The following is a 21,928-nucleotide window of genomic DNA, read 5'->3' as shown; positions in this document are numbered from 1 at the left end:
TAATTTAAAATTAGAAATTAAGATTCATACCAAAAACCATTTGTCTGCTTCTTGGATACGGACTTGAATCAACCCCTGGAGTAAGCGGGTTTTTTCTTTTTGTTGAAACTTCCGGATCAGAACCCGAATAGTTAGTCCAAACAAAAACATTGCTTGCCGTCATGTAGAATCTCAATTTAGAAATTCCAAGTTTAGATGTAAACATCTCTGGAGTTGTATACCCTAATGTCAGCGTATTCAATCTTAAAAACGATCCATCTTCTACTGCCCAATCAGTAAATATTGCATTTCTCATGTATGGAGACCACATTGTGGTATTAGCATTAAGAGCTGCCAAAGCATCAGGATCTGTTACTAGCTGACCAGAAACAGGATCTAAATTTGTCCATCTTTTTCCATCTGCCATAGTCGAATTCAAGTTTTTATACTGTCCTGAAGCTGTAGCTGTCGAAAATTCAATTTTATCAGCATTATATACATCGTTGCCAATACTCCAGTTAAAAGCAGCCATTAAGTCGAAACCATACGCATTTCCATTGATAACAAAACCACCTGTGCTTTTAGGGTTATAGTTTCCAATAATTGTTTTGTCGCTAAGATCCACTTTACCATCTCCATTAACATCTTTCAATTTCATATCTCCCGGTTTAATAGAACTTCCGTCTCCAACCAAAGTAGTAGCTGTAGGAGTTACACCTGTTTTTAAAACATATTTTCCTCCAACATAATCAAAGTCTGAGACTTCGTATCTTCCATCATTTTTGTATCCGTACATTGTTCCAAGAGAAGAACCAACTGCTATTAAATAATCATCACCTATTTGAGAAGACGCCCAGCCAGTAGCTGCTCCAAAATTATTCATAACTCCCAATGAGTTAATGCGGTTTTTGTTCATTCCCATATTAAATGAGAAATTCAATCCGTATTTAGCTTTTTCAATAGCCACAACATTAATTGTAGCCTCAAAACCTGTATTTTGAGTTTCTCCCATGTTACGGTATTGATATTCATATCCAGACCCCGGAACAGGAAAATTAATTAATAAGTCGCTTGTAATGTTTTTGTAAACATCAAAATTACCACTCAAACGGTTTTTGAAAAATCCAAAATCCAAACCAACGTTTTGAGTTACTGTTGTTTCCCATTTCAAATCAGGGTTAGGCATTGTTTTTGGAATTGCCCAAACACTAGTTACCCCATTAATCCATGCAGTTGGAATAGATTGGAAAATTTGAGTCTGCTGTCCTACAGGTATATTATTATTTCCTGCCTCACCATAACTAGCTCTTAATTTTAGAAGATCTAACCATGATTTTCCTTTTAAGAAACTTTCTTCAGAGATTTTCCACCCTACTGCAAAAGCTGGAAAGTATCCCCAACGATTTTGTGATAAAAATTTGCTTGATCCGTCTGCTCTAAATGTAGCCGACAAGATGTAACGATTTTTGTAGTCATAATTAGCACGTCCAAAAAACGACAATAATCTATCATCAGGGTTATAATAATTATCAACTGCCTGAGGTGTTCCTTGTGATGTTAATGATTTTGCCTGATTAAAATCGAAAAAAGAAGGATATCCATGAATAGTAGAAGTTACAGTATTTACTTTGTAATTAATACTTTCTTCTCCTATAAGAGCCGTCAAATGGTGATTTTCACCCATTATTTTTTTGAAATCATAATTCAAAGTATTCGCATTTCTAAAACGTCTTTCTTTACCATCAGTAATAATCATAGCCGGTTTACCTTGTAATGTACTGGCTGGAGTATTCGCTACATAGTAAGTAGTACGTCCATAATAACGATAATCTAAACTGTTGTAGTTATCTAAACCAAAATCTACTTTTAATTTTAAGTTATCTACCAGTTCCCAACCAAAACTTCCCAACATATTGAAGTTTTTACGAAACTGCTGGCGATTATTATCTGAAATAGATTTTAAAGGATTTATTAACACATCTGTTCCATCTCCGGAAACATCATCAGAAGTCAAACCAGATACCGGAATCGGCGCATAACCAACAATCGTACGCATACGCGAATCTGATGAAGATTTTTCATTTTGTTCATTTACACCTCCACCATCAATTTCAGTATCAGAATAACGCACTGTAAACCCAACATCAATTTTATCGCTTAATTTACTTTTTAAAGCCAATGCAAGGTTGTTTCTTTTGTAGTTTGATCCAAGCATAATAGCCTTTTCATCATAATGAGCATAATTAAAGTTATAATTAAGCTTATCTGTTCCTCCTCTAATTCCTAAATCACGGCTTTGTACTTCTCCTCTGCGTCCAAAAATCTGTTTTTGCCAGTCATTACCTTTTAAACCATTGTACATATCATGATCCTGCCAGTTTCCAAAATATTTTGTGTATGAATTTGGATCTGATGGTACTTTTGTTCCTGTTTGAGAAAGCATCGCATATTCATACTGCCATTTCGTATAATCTTCAGGAGACAAAACATCAATTTCATTAGCCATAGTTTTCATACCGTAGAACATATTGAAATTTACTGCTATTTTCCCGTCTTTTCCACTTTTAGTTGTAATCAAAATTACACCGTTTGCACCACGAGATCCGTAGATTGCAGTCGAAGCAGCATCTTTTAAAACTGTCATTGTTTCTATATCAGATGAAGAAATATCATTCATGCTGTTAATCGGAAATCCATCCACAATAATTAAAGGTGAAGCATCCTGAGTAAGAGATCCTCCTCCACGAACTCTAATTCTAATATCAGCATCCGGAGAACCTTCTGCAGACATCACCTGTACACCTGCTATTCTACCAGTTAAAGCTTCAGCAACATTTGCTACTGGTACTTTTTTAAGATCATTACCAGAAATAGTCGAAACTGCTCCTGTTAAATCTCCTTTTTTTGCAGTACCATAACCAATTACAACTACTTCATTTAAGTTATTGGCATCTTCATTTAAGGAAACATCAAGTTTAGTCTTTCCCGAAGCAGGAACTTCTTTCGTAGTAAATCCTATAAAAGAAAAGCTGATAACTGCCTTCGGATTTGTGAGTTTAAGCTTATAGCGCCCGTCAAAATCTGTAGAAGTACCGTTTTTCGTTCCTTTTTCCAGTACGTTAACCCCTGGTAAAGAAAGTCCTGCAGCATCTTTAACAGTTCCCTCCAATGTTACAGTCTGAGCATGCGCTCGATTGCCCATCAGTAAGCACAATAAGAAAACAACTGCAAAGCAACGATTTGCTCCTTTGTTTAATAAATCTTTAAAATTCATGGTTGATTGTTTAAGTTACTAATTGTTTAAAGTGGTTTTTTGTGGTTTAGTTTGTATGTCTCAATTACAATTTTATCAATTCAGTTATAAGTATTGCTTCCTGAATATTCCAAGATTTTATGAAAGCAAAAATCTTAGTTAGCAATTCTTGTTTTTAACTTTTTTTTAAAGTTGTAATCGATTACACAAACATAGATATTTTTTTTATATAAAAAATTTAAATTCATAAAAAATTCATAAATAAAATTATATATCAAAAATAAATCCGCTTTTTTATACGACAAATGTAATTTTATCGATATATAAATATTAATTATATTATTATAAAAATAGATTTCGCTGCGATTTTTCAAAAAAAACAATCGATTACATGATTACATTTTAAGAATCTTTTAAGTGTATTTTTAACATTTAAAAAGTCTTGTGAAAACGTTTTCTTTGCAGGATTATCTTATTTTTTAACAAGTTTTTATTTCGAAATAATCTTCAACTGATTTATGCAGCAGCAAATGGAACGTATTTTTAAAGCTGTTTAAAGACTAAACAATTACAAAAAGTAACTTATAAGCACAAAAAAGCCCTTAGAAATTATCTAAGGGCTCTTTAAAATGAATTAGTAAGCTTCTTTATGCGCTCTGAAGCTTCAGATTACTTTTATGCATTTTAATTAAAGTTAAGGTAATAATCATTCCTATAACCGACATTCCCACTCCAATAAGATTTGGAGAAGCATAGCTGTATCCAGCTGTTAAGGGTAAACCTCCAAGGAAAGCTCCTAAAGCATTTCCAATATTAAAACTTCCCTGAAGCGATGCTGAAGCAATCATTTCTGCACCTTTTGCGGTACGAATCATAAGCATTTGAATTGGCGCAATAACCGAGAAAGAAATAGCTCCCGTTAAAAATGTCAAAAACAAAGAAACATATTGATTTGATGAAAAGAAATAAACCAAAATCAAATCAACCGACATTACAAACAACAAAGTCAGCGTTGTTGGAGCCGGCGAATATTTATCGGCCAGTTTACCTCCGGCAAAATTTCCAACTACCATTCCAAGACCAGCCAATATTAAAATATACGACACATCGCCTTCTGCAAATTTTGACACATTAGTTAATAAAGGTGCAATGTAGCTTATCCAGGCAAACAATCCGCCAAAACCAATTGCAGTAATTCCTATAATCAGCCAGGCTTCAGTTCTTTTAAAAAACTCCAGTTGTTTTTTCATGTTTACTGTCTCGCCTTTTTCCAAATTTGGCATCCATAATGAAATAAACAAAAAGGTAAGCAGTCCAACAATCGCAATTAAAACAAAAGTATGACGCCATATAAAATTATGACCAATATAAGTACCAATAGGAACTCCAATTAAATTAGCCAATGTAAGACCTGAAAACATAATCGCAATGGCCTGCGCTTCTTTTCCTTTATCAGCAAGTCTACTTGCCACTACAGCTCCAACTCCAAAAAAGGCTCCGTGAGGCAGTCCGGATAGAAATCTTGAAGCAAACAAAAAGTTATACGTAGGAGCAATAATCGAAAGTGCATTAAAAACGGTTAACATTGCTGCTAAAATTAAAAGCATTTTTTTAGGCGGAAAATTTCTTCCAAGTATTACTAATAAAGGAGCACCAATAACAACTCCTAAAGCATAAGCAGAAATTAAATATCCGGCAACGGGAATACTAACTTTCATATCTGAGGCAATATCAGGAAGAAGGCCCATCATAACAAATTCGGTAATACCGATTGTTAAACCTCCAAATGACAATGCAATAAGACTTTTTTTCATAAGATTAATAGAGAAAGGGAATTAACTTTCTACGATGCAAATTTATAACCGATGCCGCAGAAATAAATTGTATATTTGCGACATAAATTTGTAAATATATGTTATGCCGAAATTAAATCAATTCAAAACGCTTATTATAGATGAGTTTGAAGAGGAAAAATTTCATCTTCCGCCACATTCTCATACGTATTATGAAATCATCTATATTAAAAAAGGAAGTGGTGTACATCACATTAACAACAACCTTTTATCTTATAAAGCGGGTGATTTGTTTGTGATTTCTCCTGATGACGAACATTATTTTGATATTAAAAAAAGTACGCGTTTTATTTTTATCAAATTCACTGATAATTATTTCAACTCCAAACAAAACCTTACCTGCGACGAATTTCTGGTTCATACGCCCGAAAACTTCATGCGCGATAAAATCCTGAAAGAAACCGTTTTAAAATTTGGAGAACCCTGCAAAACGATTCTTAAAAATACAGTTGAAAACATTACAAAATATGACCAATATATAGATGTAACAAATTCGCCAATTGTTTTCTATCAAATTCTTTCCATTTTTGGTTTAATAAAAGAAACCATTCGATGTATGAATCTGCAAATGACTTCTACACATATCGACAATGAGCAGATTGCCAATTATATTCATCAAAATATTTATCAGCCTAAATTGGTGCAGATAAAAGTTATTGCAGAACATTTTAATATTGCACAAACGTATTTCAGCGCTTATTTTAAAAGAACTTTTGCTATAAGTTATCGGGATTATATTCATAATTTAAGAACAACTTTAATCGAAAAAAGATTTCAAAACAATCAATTACCGATTAAACAAATTGCTTATGAATTTGGTTTTACAGATGAAAGTCATTTGACCAATTATTTTAAAAAGAAGAGAAACATGAAGCCGACTGATTTTAAAAAGCTTTAGTTATGGAAATATTAAAAGAGCATTTCGCCTAAATATTTTTATCTAAATTTGTACAACAAACAATTTTTTCCTTTGACAAAGAAAGTCTACATAGCATTTTTATTCCTAATGATTGGTTTCCTTTTGATTCCGGTTTCCGGCTATGCATGCAGCACTCATTCTGAAAAAAGTTCTCATGCAAAAGAAATGGCTGCAGAAAAAAAGGAAAAAGACTGCTGTACAAAAAGCTGCTGCCAGAAAACATCAAAAAAGAAAAAACACAACTGCGGCGGAAAATGCGATCATACCAATTGCACGACCTCATCTTTTCAATTAAGTATTCCGGCTTCAAATGATTTTAGTTTTCAAAACAACTTTAATTTCTCTGTAGAAAAACCTATTACCTATTATAACGAAACCAATATTTCTGATGGTTTTACTACTATTTGGTGTCCGCCTAAAATATAAAACTGCTTCTTAACAGCCATAAATGGGCTTTGTTGACATTTATTACACATCAGGATTTATAAAACAACTTAAAAGAAAGCTCTTTCTTTTACAAAAACACATAAAAATGAAAAATTCAATAACAGCTGTTTTAGCAGCAATCGCAATATTATTTTCTGTAAATAGTATTACAGCAAACACAATTAAATCACAGACTACTGCAGAAGACATTTTAGCTTCTGGTGAATTACAATCTGTTTTTGACAATTATTTTGCCGTAAAAGATGCCTTAATTAAAAGTGATGCTAAGACCACTTCGGTAAAAGCAGCAAGTTTATTAACTGCAATTAGTGCCGTAAAAATGGACAAATTAAAAAGTACAGAACATACCGTTTGGATGAAAGTCGTTAAAAAATTAACTGCAGATGCAAAAGCAATTTCATCAAATACAGATATTAAAAAACAACGTGAAACTTTTAAATCATTATCTAAAAACACTTACGATTTAATAAAGGTTTCAAATCCGGATCAGCCAATTTACAAACAATACTGTCCAATGGCCGATGCTGACTGGTTAAGCAAAGAAAAAGCGGTTAAGAACCCGTATTATGGTTCTTCGATGCTTACTTGCGGAAACGTGGTTGAAACCATTAAATAATATGACGCTTTACATCAAAAATATGGTGTGCGCCCGCTGCAAAATGGTAGTGAAGTCTGAGTTTGAAAAACTCGGACTTCCTACTATTTCTGTTGAACTGGGCGAAGTAGAGCTAGAAAAAGAAATAACAGAAAATCAAAAAGAAACACTGCTTAAAAACCTTCAGGATTTAGGTTTTGATTTACTGGATGATAAAAAAAGCAAAACAATCGAAAAGATTAAAAATCTGATTGTCGACTTGGTTCATCATAAAAACAGCGAACTCAAAATCAATTTATCTGATTATCTGGCTTCTAATCTAAATCAGGATTATAACACACTGAGTAATCTTTTTTCTGAAATTGAAAACACTACGATCGAGAAATACTTCATTAGTCAGAAAATAGAAAAGGTAAAAGAACTTTTGATTTATAATGAACTTTCATTAAGTGAAATTGCTGATCTTTTAAACTACAGCAATGTAGCGCATTTAAGCAATCAGTTTAAAAAAATTACCGGCTTTACTCCTACTTCATTCAAGCAGTCAAAAGATAAAACCCGAATTCAGATCGAGAATTTGTAGTTTGATTTAACCGCAAAGAGCGCTAAGGTTTACGCAAGGTTCGCAAAGTTTTTGTATAAAGCTTTGCGGACCTTGCGTTTTTACAAAGACTTGAATATAAAAAAACCTAGCGTCTTTGCGGTTAAAAAACCATCTTCGTAAATATTACAAATCATTCCTAAAATTATACAAACCGTTGTTAAACTTACTTCGGAAATTTGCATTGTAATACTTAAAAACCAATACAATGACTCATCAATATATAATTTCAGGAATGTCATGCAACGGATGCCGAACCAAAGTCGAAAAAACTTTGAATGAAATCGAAGGCATTCACGCCGAAGTAAATCTAAATCCGGGAGAAGCGACAATTACAATGGACAAACATGTCGCAACCGAAAAACTTCAGGAAGCATTATCGGCCGCTGGAAACTATACTATTGAAATGAAAACAGCAGAAAACGCTGTAAAATCATGCTGTTCATCAAAAAAAGAACATTCTCATCACGATCACGCAAAAAAAGCCGCAATACCACATAATGCAACAGGAGTTTATTACTGCCCAATGCATTGTGAAGGCGATAAAACATACAATAAACCCGGAGACTGCCCAGTCTGCGGAATGGACTTAGTACCTCAGCTTGCAACGGGAACACAATTTACGTGTCCAATGCATCCCGAAGTAATTTCAAACGAACCCGGCGACTGTCCAATCTGCGGCATGGATCTGGTTCCAATGCAGGCTTCAGAAACAGAAGAAAATAAAACGTATCAGGATTTAGTCAAAAAAATGAAAATTGCGGTTTTATTTACACTTCCTATTTTCATTATTTCAATGTCAGAAATGATTCCGGATAATCCGCTTTTTAGAATTATGTCAATAGAAAAATGGAACTGGGTTCAGTTTCTGTTTTCAATTCCGGTTTTGTTTTATGCCGGATGGATCTTTTTTGTACGCGCCTGGAAATCTATTACAACGTGGAATTTGAATATGTTTACCTTAATAGGAATAGGAACCAGCGTTGCATTTCTTTTCAGCATTGCCGGAATGTTTTTTCCGGATTTATTCCCCGCAGAATTTAAATCACATCACGGAACGATTCATTTATATTTTGAAGCCGCAACCGTAATTACCACTTTAGTTTTATTAGGTCAGTTACTCGAAGCCAGAGCACACGGTCAAACCAACGGGGCCATTAAAGAATTATTAAAACTGGCTCCAACAGAAGCTACTTTGGTAGAAAATGGAACAGATAAAGTAATCTCAATTCACAACATTAAAAAAGGCGATTTACTGCGGGTAAAACCCGGAGAAAAAATTCCGGTTGACGGAAAAATAACTTCCGGAGAAAGCAGTATTGATGAATCTATGATTACCGGAGAACCAATTCCGGCAGATAAAAAAACAGGAGACAATGTCATTTCAGGAACTATAAACGGAACAAAATCGTTTGTAATGACCGCCGAAAAAGTAGGTTCAGAAACCTTGCTTTCGCAGATTATTCAAATGGTAAACGATGCTAGCCGTTCCAGAGCGCCAATTCAAAAACTGGCAGATCGTGTAGCTAAATATTTTGTGCCGACTGTTGTTGGAATCTCAATTTTGACCTTTATTATCTGGGCAAAATTTGGTCCTGAACCATCTTATATCTACGGATTAATTAATGCCATTGCTGTATTAATTATTGCATGTCCCTGTGCTTTAGGATTGGCGACACCTATGTCAGTTATGGTAGGAGTTGGAAAAGGTGCACAGCACGGAATTTTAATAAAAAATGCCGAAGCGCTCGAAAACATGAACAAAATTGATGTTTTAATTACTGATAAAACCGGAACGATTACAGAAGGAAAACCAACTGTAGAAAAAATCTATGCTCTTGATCATAACGAAGATTTTCTGCTTCAGAATATTGCATCGCTAAATCAGCACAGCGAACATCCTTTGGCACAAGCCGTTGTAAATTATGCAAAAGATAAAAATCAAACTTTAAGTGAAGTTCCTGATTTTGAAACCGTGGCAGGAAAAGGTGTTTTAGGAACCGTAAATAATGCTAAAACTGCTTTAGGAAATAAAAAACTCATGGATCAAATTGGTGTTTCGGTTTCTGATGATTTAGAAACCAAAATCACTGCCGAGCAAAATCTGGGTAAAACCGTTTCCTATATTGCTGTAAACAATAAAGCTGTAGGTTATGTAACCATTACCGATGCCATAAAAACAACCAGCGCAAAAGCTATTAAAAATTTAATGGATCAGGGTATTGAAGTTATCATGCTTACCGGAGATAACAAAAACACAGCCAAAGCAGTGGCAGACCAGCTTCATTTAAGTTCTTTTAAAGCCGATTGTCTTCCTGAAGATAAGCTGAAAGAAATTGAACGCCTGCAGGCAGAAGGAAAAGTTGTGGCTATGGCCGGCGACGGAATCAACGATGCTCCTGCTCTGGCAAAAGCCGATATTGGAATAGCAATGGGAACCGGAACTGATGTTGCTATTGAAAGTGCTAAAATTACGCTTGTAAAAGGAGATTTAAACGGAATTGTAAAAGCGCATAAACTCAGTTTTTCGGTTATGAAAAACATTAAGCAGAATTTATTTTTTGCCTTTATTTATAATGTTTTAGGCGTGCCTGTTGCTGCAGGAATTTTATATCCTGTATTCGGGATCTTGCTTTCGCCAATGTTGGCCGCGCTGGCTATGAGTTTAAGCTCAGTTTCTGTAATTGCAAATGCTCTGCGATTGCGAAATTTAAACCTTTAAAAAATCAATATGAAACTACGTGCTATTCTAATTCTTTTTCTGATTGCTTTTAGTGCAAAAGCACAAAAAGTAGTTCGTTACGATTTATATGTTCGGGACACGATTGTTAATTTTTCAGGAAAAGAAAAACGCGCTCTTACTGTAAACGGACAAATCCCAATGCCAACGCTGACTTTTACAGAAGGCGACACTGTAGAAATTTATGTGCATAACGAACTAAAAAATGAAGATACAGCCATGCACTGGCACGGATTATTTCTGCCGAATAAAGAAGACGGCGTTCCATATTTGACCCAAATGCCTATTAAACCCGGAACGACACATAAATATACTTTTCCAATTATTCAAAACGGGACGTATTGGTATCACAGCCATTCGGGTTTACAGGAACAAATTGGTTTATACGGACTTTTTATCATCAATAAAAAGAAAGATGATTCAACTTTTAGAAAAGGTATCGATGATCTGCCCACAGTTCCTGTTATTTTAAGTGAATGGTCTGATTTGAAACCAGAAAACATTCAGCGTATGCTTCACAATGCGAGTGATTGGTTTGCAATAAAAAAAGGAACTACTCAAAGTTATTTTGAAGCGCTTAAACAAGGCCAGTTTTCTACAAAAGTCACTAACGAGTGGAAACGCATGAACGCTATGGATGTGAGTGATGTTTATTATGAAAAGTTTCTAATTAACGGAAAAAACGAAGATCAGCTTTCACAGTTTAAAGCCGGAGACAAAGTCAGACTTCGAATTGCAAACGGCGGTGCTTCAAGTTATTTCTGGCTTACTTACGGCGGAGGAAAAATAACGGTTGTGGCCAGCGACGGAAACGACGTTGAACCTGTTGAAGTTGACCGATTAATTATTGCCGTTTCTGAAACTTATGATATTGTTGTAACGATTCCCGAAGATAAAAAGTCGTTTGCATTTTTGGCTACAGCCGAAGACAGAACCGGATCTGCATCTTTATTTTTAGGAAAAGGCGAAAAACAACCTGTTCATCATCTTCCAAAATTAAAATATTTTGAAGGTATGAAAATGATGAATGACATGATGAAAATGAACGGTGAAATGAATGATATGGGCATGAATATGTCTCTAAACAAAATGGACATGAATGCGGTTATGTATCCGGAAATTTCGGGAGAAGATGAAAACTCAAAACCTGCAATGGATCATTCGAATCATAATATGGAAGAAATGAAAATGGAAAATGACAGCACCGAAACTCCGGAAATTGTTACTTTGAATTACGGAATGCTGAAATCGCCTTTTAAAACCACTCTTCCAAAAGATGCGCCTGTAAAAGAACTTCGCTTTGAATTATCTGGAAATATGAACCGATATGTTTGGAGTCTCAATAATAAAGTGATTTCTGAAACGGATAAAATTTTAATTAAAAAAGGAGAAATTGTCCGCATTACTTTGTACAATGGTTCTATGATGCGTCACCCGATGCATTTGCATGGACATGATTTCAGGGTTTTAAACGAACATGGCGAATATTCTCCGTTAAAAAATGTTCTGGATATTATGCCAATGGAAACCGATACAATTGAGTTTGCCGCTAATGCCGATGGCGACTGGTTTTTTCACTGTCATATTTTATATCACATGATGGCCGGAATGGGACGTATTTTCAGTTACGAAAATTCAGCGCCAAATCCGTTAATACATCATCCCGAAATGGCTTACAAAATGCTTAAAATGGATGACCGCATGTTTCATTTTATGGCCGAAAATGATTTCGCCTCAAACGGAAATGACGGTGAAGCTATGTACAGCAACACACGCTGGAGCATTGGTACAGAATGGCGTTTGGGTTACAACGACAAACACGGTTATGAAACCGAAACGCATATTGGACGTTATATTGGTAAAATGCAATGGTTTATGCCTTTTGTTGGTTTTGACTGGAGATATAGAAAAATGGGAATGGATGAACAGGAAAAAAACCTGTTTGGACAGACTAATACCAAAGATAATCGTTCTGTTTTTAGTGTTGGTATGGAGTATACGCTTCCAATGCTTGTAAAAGCTCAGGTCGAAATGTATACAGATGGAAATGTGAGAATTCAGTTTGAGCGAAAAGACATTCCGCTTTCTCAAAGACTTCGCATGAATTTAATGTGGAATACGGATAAAGAATATATGGCCGGATTAAAATATATTGTGGGACGTAATTTTGGAATCACAACACATTATGACAGCGATATGGGAATTGGGTTTGGTTTGAATTTGAATTATTAAATGGGCGTAGATTTCTAATAACCCGCATTTAAATTGTCCCGTAGGAGCTACATAAACAGCATCGTATTTCTATATTAACTTATCGTTGACAATTTTCAAAATTAAATCATATTATATTTGACGAACATCTCAATTAAAAAAACAATTAACAATTAAACTTTACAAAAAATGAAAAAAGTATTTACCGTTTTAGCAATCGCTTTATTTACAATTGGTTTACAAGCTCAGGATACTGCTCCGGCTAAAAAAGAAAAAGCAAAAAAAGAATCTTGCTGCAAAAAATCAGCTGATAAAAAAGATAAAAAATGCTGTTCTAAAAAATAATAACAGCATTTAGTAAACAAAAAGGCCTCAAATATTTGAGGCTTTTTTATGTTGTTTTTGCTACGAATTTCACGGCAAAAAATTATTTAACTCGAATACTCCATTCAAAATCCATTTCAGAAACCTGAATCCCTTCTTCGTTGGTACCAATAGATTTCATCCAGAAAGTTTGTCCTTCGCCTGTTTCGATTGTTTTTTTAATAGCATCGGCAATTAAATGACCGTCGTTACATACAAAAGTAATTCTGCCTGTTGCTTTTTTGGTAAAATTCCCTTTATTATTAGCAACCAGCATCGAGATCTTTTTGCCGCTTTGCTGAATTTGCGAAATAACCAAAGCTCCGGTTGTTAACTCAGCCGCCATTGCCTGAACAGCAAAATACATCGAATTAAACGGATTTTGATTTATCCATCTGTGTTTAACACTTACAATACATCTGTCTTTGTCGATTGCTTTTACACGCACACCGCAAAAGTATGCAGATGGTAATTTGAACAACACAAATTTGTTGAGTTTCGATACTGAAATTGCCATTTTCTTATTTTTTTATGTAAAAATACAAAAAAACTATGCACGCACAATAATTCGTATTTACTTTCTGTAGAGATCAACAAAACCAATATCTCGCGATGATTTTCAATCATTTATCCAAAATCTAATTGCATTATTTTTGTTAATTTTTTGTTAATATTTAGTACTATGCAAAACAAGATACTGTTTTTTAGACATATATTTGCATAAGAAATTACTATATGCTTTTAATCATCAATCATCAAAACCACTAATCATGGAAAAATCATCAGAAAAGAATACTTCGGCATTCACACATTTAAGTACATTAACGCAATATATTATACCATTTGGAAATTATATTTTTCCAATTATAATATGGTCAAGTTATAAAGACAAATCAGAAATGGTAGATCACCACGGAAAACAAGCTTTGAATTTTCAGTTAAGTTTACTGCTTTACACTTTAATACTGGCTTTAATTGCAATTCCAATTTTTATTACTGTGTTTTTGCAAAACCTGCCGCTCGAAGCTGTTTTTAATGACAATGATTTCTACATTAGAAATTTCAACTTTGAAGGAAATATCGGCCTTTTAAGTGTTGGTGTTACAGCAGTTTTACTATTTGGACTTTTAAAATTTGTGGAATTCTTTTTAGTGATTTACGCTTCGATAAAAGCATCAAACGGTGAATTATATAAATATCCGCTTACGATTCCTTTTATAAAGTAAGCAGAAACCAGCATACAATCAATCAATATATAGTTTCGAAATCAATCATCAATCAAATTATCATCAATCAAAAAACGAATTGTTCAATCAAAAAAAAACAAAATGAAATTATGAACATTGAAAACACAAAAGCACAGATGCGCAAAGGTGTTCTTGAGTTTTGCATCTTATCTGTTCTAAAAGAAAAAGACGCATATACATCTGAAATATTAGACACTTTAAAAAACGCAAAATTACTAGTAGTTGAGGGAACTGTTTACCCGCTTTTAACTAGGCTTAAAAATGACGGTTTACTAAATTATCGATGGGAAGAATCGACATCCGGGCCTCCAAGAAAATATTATGGATTAACCGAAATAGGACAAACATTTTTAAACGAACTTAGCGGTACTTGGACAGAATTGTCTGACGCTGTAAATCTAATCACCAATCAAAATCAATAAGTCATGAACAAAACAGTAAATATTAACTTAGGCGGTATGTTTTTTCACATCGATGAAGATGCATATTTAAAATTGTCACGCTATTTTGACGCTATAAAACGATCACTTAACAACTCATCTGGACAAGATGAAATCATTAAAGATATCGAAATGCGTGTTTCTGAATTATTAACAGAAAAACAAAAAAGCGAGAAACATGTTGTAGGACTGAAAGACGTTGACGAAGTGATTGCGGTTATGGGACAACCGGAAGATTACAGAATTGAAGACGAAGAAAATACAAATCAATCCTATAATAATTATAGTAAAAGAGGTCACAAAAAATTATACCGAGATAAAGAAAATGGTATGATCGGAGGTGTTGCAACTGGTTTAGGACATTATTTTGGAATCGATGCAGTATGGGTTAAAATCGTTTTCTTAATCTTTGTTTTTGCTGGTTTTGGAACTGGTATTTTAGCTTACTTCGTGCTTTGGGTGGTAACACCCGAAGCTGTTACAACTTCTGAAAAACTGGAGATGACAGGAGAGCCGGTAACCATTTCAAACATCGAAAAAAAAGTTCGTGAAGAAATAGACTCATTATCTGAAAAATTTAAAAATGCAGATTATGATAAAATGGGAAACCAGGTAAAGTCAGGAGCTGAGAAAATTGGCAGTTCATTTAGTGACTTTATTATGACACTTTTTAAAGTTTTTGCTAAATTTTTAGGTGTTATTTTAATTATAGCAGGTATTTCAACTTTAATTATGTTGTTAATTGGCGTTTTTACTTTAGGAACTAACATATTTGTTGATTTCCCTTGGCAGAATTTTGTTGAAGCAGGAAACTTTACAGAATATCCGCTTTGGTCATTTGGTCTCTTAATGTTCTTTGCTGTTGGAATTCCTTTTTTCTTCCTGACACTTTTAGGATTTAAATTGTTGTCTCCAAACTTAAAATCAATTGGAAACATTACAAAATATACTCTATTAGCTATCTGGATTATTGCAATTGCAATTCTGGTAAGCATTGGAATTAAACAAGCAACCGAAATTTCACACGATAACAAAATCATCGAAAAGAAAGTTTTAAACATTACCCCAACAGACACATTATTCGTAAAGTTTAAATACAGTGATTATTACGCAAAAAGTTTAAACCATTACAGAGAGTTTGAATTTGTACAGGATTCTGCAAACAATGAGTTAATTTATTCAAATGATGTTCGTTTACATGTTTTACATACAGATCAAAAAACTCCATTTATTCAAATAGAAAAAAGTGCAAGAGGAAACTCTTTTACAAATGCTAAAAAAAGAGCAGAAAAAATTCTATATAAGTTTGAAATTAACGGAAATCATTTAATTTTGGATAATTATTTTCTTACAGATGTAAAAAACAAATTCAGAGGTCAGGAAGTTGATATCTATCTATATTTACCAGAAGGACAATTACTTAAACCAGACCCTTCTGTTAGAGATTATTACAACTCTGATGATGATTTCTTTAACTTAAATTACGATGGTAATTACAATTACAGAGTTGAAGGCTCAAAAGTTAAATGTTTAAATTGTCCGGCAGATCATGACAGTAACAACGATTACGAAAATGATAATGAGTATGAAAATGACAATGATTACGAAAACGATACTGATAACGACACTATAAAAGAAGTTTCGGTAAAAATAAACGGTAAAGAAGTTATAAACGGTAAAAAAACCAAAGGCAGATTAACTACAGATAAAAATGGAGTTATAATTAAAATTAACTAACACCAAAAGCCATGATAAAAATAATCATTCATATTACAAAATTTCTAATTGCAACTATTACAGCTTTACTATTTGCTTCATGTAATTTAAACATGAATACAGTTGAAGGAAGCGGCAATGTAACTACTGAAAAAAGAAATGTTCAGGGAGATTTTAAAAATATAAAAGTAAGCAATGCCATAGATCTTGTTATAGAGCAGGCTGCCAATTATGAAGTTGTTGTTGAAGCCGATGATAATCTTCAAAAAGATATTGTGACAGAAGTTGAAAACGGAACTTTAGTAATTAAATGCAAGTTCAATTCATTCCGAAATATTACTGTTAAAAAGGTAACCGTAAAAATGCCGGCAATTGAACAAATCGATGCTTCGAGCGCTTCAACTGTTTCCAGCAAGAATTTACTTCATGGAGAAAGTATAGAATTAGAAAGTTCTAGTGCTGCATCAATAAATCTAAATACCGAATTTGATACGATATCATGCAATTCTAGCAGCGGAAGTTCAATTGGTATATCAGGAAAAGCACTAAAAATTACAACTTCTGCGTCGAGCGGTTCTTCTATTGAAGCGGGAAATTTATTAGCAAACGATGTTGACGCTGACGTTTCAAGCGGAGCTGTTACAACTGTGCATCCCATTTTGAGCCTAAAAGCTGAAGCAAGCAGCGGCGGTAATATCAACTATAACAATATTCCAAAAACCATCAACAAAAGAGCTAGTTCAGGCGGAAGTATAAGCCAAAGCTAATACCCTTTAAGTGTTAAATATAAAAGAAATCATTCATCTAAAGTGGATGATTTTTTTATATTTGCTAAAATCAAATCTAGAATAATGAAAAAAAATACAGCACTATTCCTGTTACTTTTAGTTACAACATTAACCTTTGCTCAGAAAAGAGAAAAAGTAAAAGGATCAAAAATTGTAACAACATCTATTAAAGAAACAGGAAGCTTTGATGCCATTGAAGTTGACGATAATTTAGAAGTTTATCTTGAAAAAGGAGAAAAAAACGAAATTAAAATCGAGGCCGATGATAATCTTCACGATATTGTTGCCACAGATTTAAGAGATAAAACACTTCGTTTATATACTTCTAAAGAAAGTACAATCTTTAAAAAACTTGCGGTAAAAATTACTTACACCAGTACATTAAATAAAGTAATTACAAAAAACGATTCTAAAGTATATGCTATTCAGGAATTACAATTAGACGATATTTCTTTTAACAGTTTTGATTACTCAAAATTGTACTTAAATGTAAATTCAAAAAAATTTAGTTTATATGCAGATGATAAATCAAAAACTGAATTAAATCTAAAAGCAGAAGACGGAACATTGCAGTTAAGCAAAAACTCATCGATTAAAACATTAGTTTCTGCCATAAAATTTAAATGTGATTTATACCAAAGAGCAACAGCTGCTATAGAAGGAATTGCAGAAAAAGCGACTATTCGTTTAGACAACAACTCTGTTTTTACAGGAACAAAATTTACTTTAAAAGATGCGAATGTTACCGCCGAAAACTCTGCTGTAGGAACAATTCTGGCTGAAACAACAGTTTCAATTGCTGTGGGAGACAAAGCCGAATTATCTCTTTTTGGAAATCCAACAATCCAGCTTACCCGTTTTTCTGAAGAAGCAAAATTGTTTAAGAAAATTAAGTAAAGCTGCTAAGACTCTAAGGTTCTAAGAAACTAAGTTTTTCTCTCTTTTAAAAATAAAAACAGCACTGAAATAAAAAAATTCCAATCTAAATTTTAGATTGGAATTTTTTTATTGTTAACTACCACGTTCTGATAACTTGAAACAAGAAAACCTGACACGTGAAACTTAAATTATTCTTTAGAAGCTAAATATCTTTCAGCATCAAGCGCAGCCATACATCCTGTACCAGCAGCAGTAATTGCCTGACGGTATACATGATCTGCAGCATCTCCGGCAACGAAAACACCGTCTACGTTTGTTTTAGATGTTCCCGGCGTATTTACAATATAACCAGTTTCATCAAGAGTAATATAATCTTTAAAGATATCAGTATTTGGTTTGTGTCCAATTGCTACGAAGAAACCTGTTGCAGGAATTTCGATAACTTCTCCTGTAGTTTTATTTAATGCTTTAATAGCGTGTACCACCTGATTATCTCCAACAACTTCAAGCGTATCGTGATTCATTAAAATCTCGATGTTTTCTGTTTTACGAACACGTTCTTCCATAATTTTAGAAGCTCTGAATTTTTCGCTTCTTACTAACATCGTTACTTTTTTACAAAGTTTAGATAAGTAATGTGCTTCTTCGCAAGCAGAATCTCCTGCTCCAACTATTACAACTTCTTGATTACGGTAGAAAAATCCGTCGCACACAGCGCACGCAGAAACTCCTCCACCCATATTTAAATAATGCTGCTCTGATGGTAATCCTAAATATTTAGCAGAAGCACCTGTAGAAATAATTACAGTTTCACAGTGCAATTCGATTGAATCGTTAATCCAAACTTTATGAATTCCTCCTGAGAAATCAACTTTTGTAGCCCAGCCGTCGCGAATATCAGCACCAAAGCGTTTTGCCTGGTCTTGTAACTGAATCATCATTTCTGGTCCTGTAACACCATCAACATAACCTGGAAAATTTTCTACTTCATTAGTTGTTGTCAACTGACCTCCAGGCTGCATTCCCTGATATAAAACCGGATTCATGTTTGCTCTGGCAGCATAAATTGCTGCAGTATATCCTGCAGGGCCAGAACCTATAATAAGGCATTTAATTTTTTCGATTGTATCTGACATAATGTGTATTGTTTTTTTGTGATGCAAATGTAAACTTTATTATAAAAAATAACGCCGAAAATAAATCTGAAATAGCTATCTCAAAATAAGTTTTATTTATTTTCATTTTTTCCTTTTGTAAATGAAATTTATTTCTATCTTTGCATCCGCTTTCGGGCACTACAACAAATTACCTCTTCGGGGTGTAGCGTAGCCCGGTTATCGCGCCTGCTTTGGGAGCAGGAGGCCGCAGGTTCGAATCCTGCCACCCCGACAAAAGCCGAACAGAAATGTTCGGCTTTTTTATTTGTTATAACTTTAAATTTTGTCGCTTTGTGAGCAAAAAAACTCCATAAATAAAAAACTCTGAAAACCGATAGGTTCCCAGAGTTTTTTAAAAACAATATTTAATAAGTTTCTATTTTTCCATATTTATATATAAAGGATAAGATTCCTTATTTGGCAAAGTAAATTCTTCATCATAAGGCTGTGTCCCTTCTCCATTATTATAAACGGCTACACGTCTTGCACCAGTTGCTGTACTTCCACCTGTTCCATTTATAACATTTATAATATTTCCTGAACCTGCAAAACGGGTAATACACATTTTTTCGAGTTTTACATTTGGAGTGTTTGGCACTTCAAAACCATTTTTCTTATTTACTTTTCCGTCAGTTCCTGTAAAAACAGCATAAGATCCCATTCCGATTGTGTGATGTTCTTTTACAGTATTGGCTACTTTAAAAGCGGCATAACCATCAACTCTTCCGCCCTGACTGCTCCAGCTTGCTTGATTTGGCGCATCATACGGTGGTTCATTTTGAAAGAAATAAGTTCTGCCTCGTTCTCCCAGCCATAAAACTTCATATTCCTGAAAATGCTCAACAAACAAAGCATAAAGCGTAACATCATTTCCTTTAACGATAAGTCCATTTTTGCACCTGTCTCTTACCCAGCGCGCATCTCCTCCTTTCTGCGAACCATGGTCGGCACGCCACAACCAGAAATAATCGCCCACTACATTATTACTATTGATCTGCATCGAAGCCTGAATCTGAATATTTTTTGACTGAACGCCTCCTACTCTGCAAGTGATATCCGTTAACAAAATAGGATCAACACTGTGATCTGCATTTGCGCCTTCATTACCAATTCTTACCTGATACGTTGTGCTGTTAAACGAATCCATTAAAAGCCCTGCAATAATAATTCCGTCTTTATCATCAGCATAAATACATCCCCAAGTATTTTTCTCAGTTGGCTCGAGCGTTACCGAAGCAATTCCGGCTCCTAAGAGAATCGCATCTTTTCTATTTACCTGAATAGGTGCGTTTAATGAATAATGTCCCGGTGTGAAAAATATATTTTTGCCCGCTTTAAGAGCTGCGTTAATTTTTACATCAGTATCTCCTTCTTTGGCAACATACCAAGCAGTAATCAAATCCTGAACTTTTCCTTTTCCCATATCTGTTAGCGTCCATGAAGTTCCTACTCTATCTTTTTGCCAATCTGGAACAAATACTTTGTATTCGCCATCTTTATCAATAAACAAAAAAGGTTTTTCTCTAATAACAGGAGTTGTTTCAACAGGCGAATTAGTTTGATCTGCATGAGGGGGATTTACACAGCCCTGCCAAACCATATTATAAGAACCGCCCATTGCTCCCGAACCCGATGGAAAAACGGTATTTCTGGTATACCATTGCTGTTGTCCGGCCCAGTTTGGTCGCAATGTTGTATAATGCGTGTCGGCAATAAAACCGCCGCTTCCCCAAAAATTAGTATTTCCAATATCCGAAATATATTTTGAAGTGCTGTCAATAAGTAATCTTCTTGCACTTGTAGACTGCGAAACGGTCCATGAAAAATCACGCATTACTTCTACATTTTCTACAGAACGCCAAAATGTACAAGTTGCGTTTGCGCCGCCAGAAAGGTGAGGTCTTGTAAATATTGATCCCAATTTTACATCAGAAGGCACTTTTCCCAAACCTCCTATATGCGAATAAAATCCTAATTCTATAGAATTGGCTTCCGCCGAAGATGCAGAACCAGATCCACCCGCATCGTAAGTCTGTCCATTTACATTAGACTTAAAATAATAAGCCTGACGTTTTGTAGTCCATTCACCATTTGCTCCGCCTAAACCAATCGAACCAAAATGCGAATTAATTTCGTTTCGTGCCGTTTCTGCTTTTTCATATTTCCTATCGTAGAAATACATATTATCACCAAAAATCTGATTTTCGAGTGAAATTATAATAGTGATATCATTACGAGTGACTTTATAATAGTTCTCATATTTATCTGCACTGGGCTTACTATCTGTAAAAGTCAGTTTAGAAGTAGATCCCACAGACACAAAATCTGATGCCAGACGACTGCCTCCTCTTGTAATTACATAGTTCCCGGAAGAACCAAAAGCCGACCATGACAATGTAATATTGTGTTTCTTTTTGTTGTAAACAATTTTGCGTTCTATTTTATTCGCCTCTAATTTTTTGTTATGAGAATAAGGAGAAACAAAGCCGGATAAAATCAACATAAACACAAATGCAGTAAATATTGAAATTAATTTTTTACTAATAAGAATCTTCATTTTTGTGGTTTGATAGTTTGTAATAATAATAGTTTTTTTGAAAGCCCAAAATAGCAATTATCTTTAATCCAAAAGTCCGGTTATGGTTTCAATTTTCTTATCAAAAACTATACAAAGCCTCATTTTTTGTCTTTTTACAACATAAATAAACCGTATTGTATACGTTCATTCTTTTTTAATAGA

General features: G+C 34.2%; 17 protein-coding genes and 1 tRNA gene. 13 read left to right on the top strand and 5 right to left on the bottom strand.

Annotation, left to right across the window (positions count from 1 at the left end; translation table 11 throughout):
• Positions 1 to 10 precede the first annotated feature (10 nt).
• Together ABD859_RS20690 and ABD859_RS20685 are read right to left on the bottom strand one after the other, a co-directional pair.
• Positions 11 to 3,253, bottom strand: a complete 3,243-nt coding sequence (locus tag ABD859_RS20690) for a SusC/RagA family TonB-linked outer membrane protein (RefSeq protein WP_345146584.1) — start codon at positions 3,251 to 3,253, stop codon at positions 11 to 13.
• A 626-nt stretch (positions 3,254 to 3,879) separates the two neighbouring features.
• On the bottom strand, positions 3,880 to 5,046 hold the full coding sequence (locus tag ABD859_RS20685; RefSeq protein ID WP_345146582.1) for an MFS transporter: 1,167 nt from the start codon (positions 5,044 to 5,046) through the stop codon (positions 3,880 to 3,882).
• A 103-nt stretch (positions 5,047 to 5,149) separates the two neighbouring features.
• Here ABD859_RS20685 and ABD859_RS20680 point away from each other — a divergent pair, with 103 nt between their 5' ends.
• From ABD859_RS20680 to ABD859_RS20650, 7 genes are all read left to right on the top strand, one after another.
• Positions 5,150 to 5,983 carry an AraC family transcriptional regulator gene (locus ABD859_RS20680; protein WP_345146579.1) on the top strand — a complete coding sequence of 278 codons (834 nt, stop codon included), beginning with the start codon at positions 5,150 to 5,152 and terminating at the stop codon, positions 5,981 to 5,983.
• Positions 5,984 to 6,055: 72 nt separating this feature from the next.
• Positions 6,056 to 6,430 carry a hypothetical protein gene (locus ABD859_RS20675; protein WP_345146578.1) on the top strand — a complete coding sequence of 125 codons (375 nt, stop codon included), beginning with the start codon at positions 6,056 to 6,058 and terminating at the stop codon, positions 6,428 to 6,430.
• Between the two features lie 106 nt (positions 6,431 to 6,536).
• A complete protein-coding gene (locus tag ABD859_RS20670) occupies positions 6,537 to 7,067 on the top strand; it encodes a DUF3347 domain-containing protein (protein ID WP_345146576.1) in 531 nt (176 codons plus the stop codon).
• Positions 7,068 to 7,110: 43 nt separating this feature from the next.
• Positions 7,111 to 7,629 (top strand): helix-turn-helix domain-containing protein, encoded by a 519-nt coding sequence (locus ABD859_RS20665; RefSeq protein ID WP_345146575.1) that lies wholly within the window; start codon positions 7,111 to 7,113, stop codon positions 7,627 to 7,629.
• A 226-nt stretch (positions 7,630 to 7,855) separates the two neighbouring features.
• The gene (locus tag ABD859_RS20660) at positions 7,856 to 10,369 is read left to right on the top strand and encodes a heavy metal translocating P-type ATPase (RefSeq protein ID WP_345146573.1); all 2,514 of its coding nucleotides are present in this window, start codon (positions 7,856 to 7,858) and stop codon (positions 10,367 to 10,369) included.
• A gap of 9 nt (positions 10,370 to 10,378) precedes the next feature.
• On the top strand, positions 10,379 to 12,619 hold the full coding sequence (locus ABD859_RS20655) for a multicopper oxidase family protein (protein ID WP_345146572.1): 2,241 nt from the start codon (positions 10,379 to 10,381) through the stop codon (positions 12,617 to 12,619).
• A 168-nt stretch (positions 12,620 to 12,787) separates the two neighbouring features.
• Positions 12,788 to 12,943, top strand: a complete 156-nt coding sequence (locus tag ABD859_RS20650) for a hypothetical protein (RefSeq protein ID WP_345146571.1) — start codon at positions 12,788 to 12,790, stop codon at positions 12,941 to 12,943.
• An 82-nt stretch (positions 12,944 to 13,025) separates the two neighbouring features.
• On the opposite strand, the gene ABD859_RS20645 is transcribed toward ABD859_RS20650, so the two are convergent.
• Positions 13,026 to 13,478, bottom strand: a complete 453-nt coding sequence (locus tag ABD859_RS20645; RefSeq protein ID WP_345146570.1) for a DUF4442 domain-containing protein — start codon at positions 13,476 to 13,478, stop codon at positions 13,026 to 13,028.
• Positions 13,479 to 13,731: 253 nt separating this feature from the next.
• Here ABD859_RS20645 and ABD859_RS20640 point away from each other — a divergent pair, with 253 nt between their 5' ends.
• The 5 genes from ABD859_RS20640 (at position 13,732) to ABD859_RS20620 (ending at position 18,049) form a co-directional block, all read left to right on the top strand.
• Positions 13,732 to 14,187 carry a DUF4870 domain-containing protein gene (locus ABD859_RS20640; RefSeq protein WP_345146568.1) on the top strand — a complete coding sequence of 152 codons (456 nt, stop codon included), beginning with the start codon at positions 13,732 to 13,734 and terminating at the stop codon, positions 14,185 to 14,187.
• A 110-nt stretch (positions 14,188 to 14,297) separates the two neighbouring features.
• Positions 14,298 to 14,630, top strand: a complete 333-nt coding sequence (locus ABD859_RS20635) for a PadR family transcriptional regulator (protein ID WP_008464689.1) — start codon at positions 14,298 to 14,300, stop codon at positions 14,628 to 14,630.
• 3 nt (positions 14,631 to 14,633) lie between these two features.
• Entirely contained in the window at positions 14,634 to 16,385 is a 1,752-nt protein-coding gene (locus tag ABD859_RS20630) for a PspC domain-containing protein (protein WP_345146567.1), read from the top strand.
• 11 nt (positions 16,386 to 16,396) lie between these two features.
• Complete coding sequence (locus ABD859_RS20625) at positions 16,397 to 17,131, top strand: head GIN domain-containing protein (protein WP_345146566.1); 735 nt, start codon at positions 16,397 to 16,399, stop codon at positions 17,129 to 17,131.
• Positions 17,132 to 17,215: 84 nt separating this feature from the next.
• Positions 17,216 to 18,049 carry a GIN domain-containing protein gene (locus ABD859_RS20620; protein WP_345146565.1) on the top strand — a complete coding sequence of 278 codons (834 nt, stop codon included), beginning with the start codon at positions 17,216 to 17,218 and terminating at the stop codon, positions 18,047 to 18,049.
• Positions 18,050 to 18,219: 170 nt separating this feature from the next.
• Here ABD859_RS20620 and trxB read toward each other — a convergent pair whose 3' ends face one another.
• A complete protein-coding gene (gene trxB / locus ABD859_RS20615) occupies positions 18,220 to 19,167 on the bottom strand; it encodes a thioredoxin-disulfide reductase (protein WP_345146564.1) in 948 nt (315 codons plus the stop codon).
• Between the two features lie 178 nt (positions 19,168 to 19,345).
• On the opposite strand from trxB, the gene ABD859_RS20610 reads away from it, so the two are divergent.
• Positions 19,346 to 19,420, top strand: a tRNA-Pro gene (locus tag ABD859_RS20610).
• Between the two features lie 144 nt (positions 19,421 to 19,564).
• Here ABD859_RS20610 and ABD859_RS20605 read toward each other — a convergent pair.
• A complete protein-coding gene (locus tag ABD859_RS20605) occupies positions 19,565 to 21,745 on the bottom strand; it encodes a hypothetical protein (protein WP_345146562.1) in 2,181 nt (726 codons plus the stop codon).
• Positions 21,746 to 21,928: the final 183 nt, after the last annotated feature.

This window comes from Flavobacterium ginsengiterrae, assembly GCF_039539785.1.
Classification (GTDB): domain Bacteria; phylum Bacteroidota; class Bacteroidia; order Flavobacteriales; family Flavobacteriaceae; genus Flavobacterium; species Flavobacterium ginsengiterrae.
This window is presented reverse-complemented; position numbering and strand designations above follow the sequence as displayed.

Coding starts and splice junctions, on each gene's coding strand:
- ABD859_RS20690 (WP_345146584.1), bottom strand. CDS start 3,253: ATGAATTTTAAAGATTTATTAAACAAAGGAGCAAATCGTTGCTTTGCA.
- ABD859_RS20685 (WP_345146582.1), bottom strand. CDS start 5,046: ATGAAAAAAAGTCTTATTGCATTGTCATTTGGAGGTTTAACAATCGGT.
- ABD859_RS20680 (WP_345146579.1), top strand. CDS start 5,150: ATGCCGAAATTAAATCAATTCAAAACGCTTATTATAGATGAGTTTGAA.
- ABD859_RS20670 (WP_345146576.1), top strand. CDS start 6,537: ATGAAAAATTCAATAACAGCTGTTTTAGCAGCAATCGCAATATTATTT.
- ABD859_RS20665 (WP_345146575.1), top strand. CDS start 7,111: ATGGTAGTGAAGTCTGAGTTTGAAAAACTCGGACTTCCTACTATTTCT.
- ABD859_RS20660 (WP_345146573.1), top strand. CDS start 7,856: ATGACTCATCAATATATAATTTCAGGAATGTCATGCAACGGATGCCGA.
- ABD859_RS20655 (WP_345146572.1), top strand. CDS start 10,379: ATGAAACTACGTGCTATTCTAATTCTTTTTCTGATTGCTTTTAGTGCA.
- ABD859_RS20650 (WP_345146571.1), top strand. CDS start 12,788: ATGAAAAAAGTATTTACCGTTTTAGCAATCGCTTTATTTACAATTGGT.
- ABD859_RS20645 (WP_345146570.1), bottom strand. CDS start 13,478: ATGGCAATTTCAGTATCGAAACTCAACAAATTTGTGTTGTTCAAATTA.
- ABD859_RS20640 (WP_345146568.1), top strand. CDS start 13,732: ATGGAAAAATCATCAGAAAAGAATACTTCGGCATTCACACATTTAAGT.
- ABD859_RS20635 (WP_008464689.1), top strand. CDS start 14,298: ATGAACATTGAAAACACAAAAGCACAGATGCGCAAAGGTGTTCTTGAG.
- ABD859_RS20630 (WP_345146567.1), top strand. CDS start 14,634: ATGAACAAAACAGTAAATATTAACTTAGGCGGTATGTTTTTTCACATC.
- ABD859_RS20625 (WP_345146566.1), top strand. CDS start 16,397: ATGATAAAAATAATCATTCATATTACAAAATTTCTAATTGCAACTATT.
- ABD859_RS20620 (WP_345146565.1), top strand. CDS start 17,216: ATGAAAAAAAATACAGCACTATTCCTGTTACTTTTAGTTACAACATTA.
- trxB (WP_345146564.1), bottom strand. CDS start 19,167: ATGTCAGATACAATCGAAAAAATTAAATGCCTTATTATAGGTTCTGGC.
- ABD859_RS20605 (WP_345146562.1), bottom strand. CDS start 21,745: ATGAAGATTCTTATTAGTAAAAAATTAATTTCAATATTTACTGCATTT.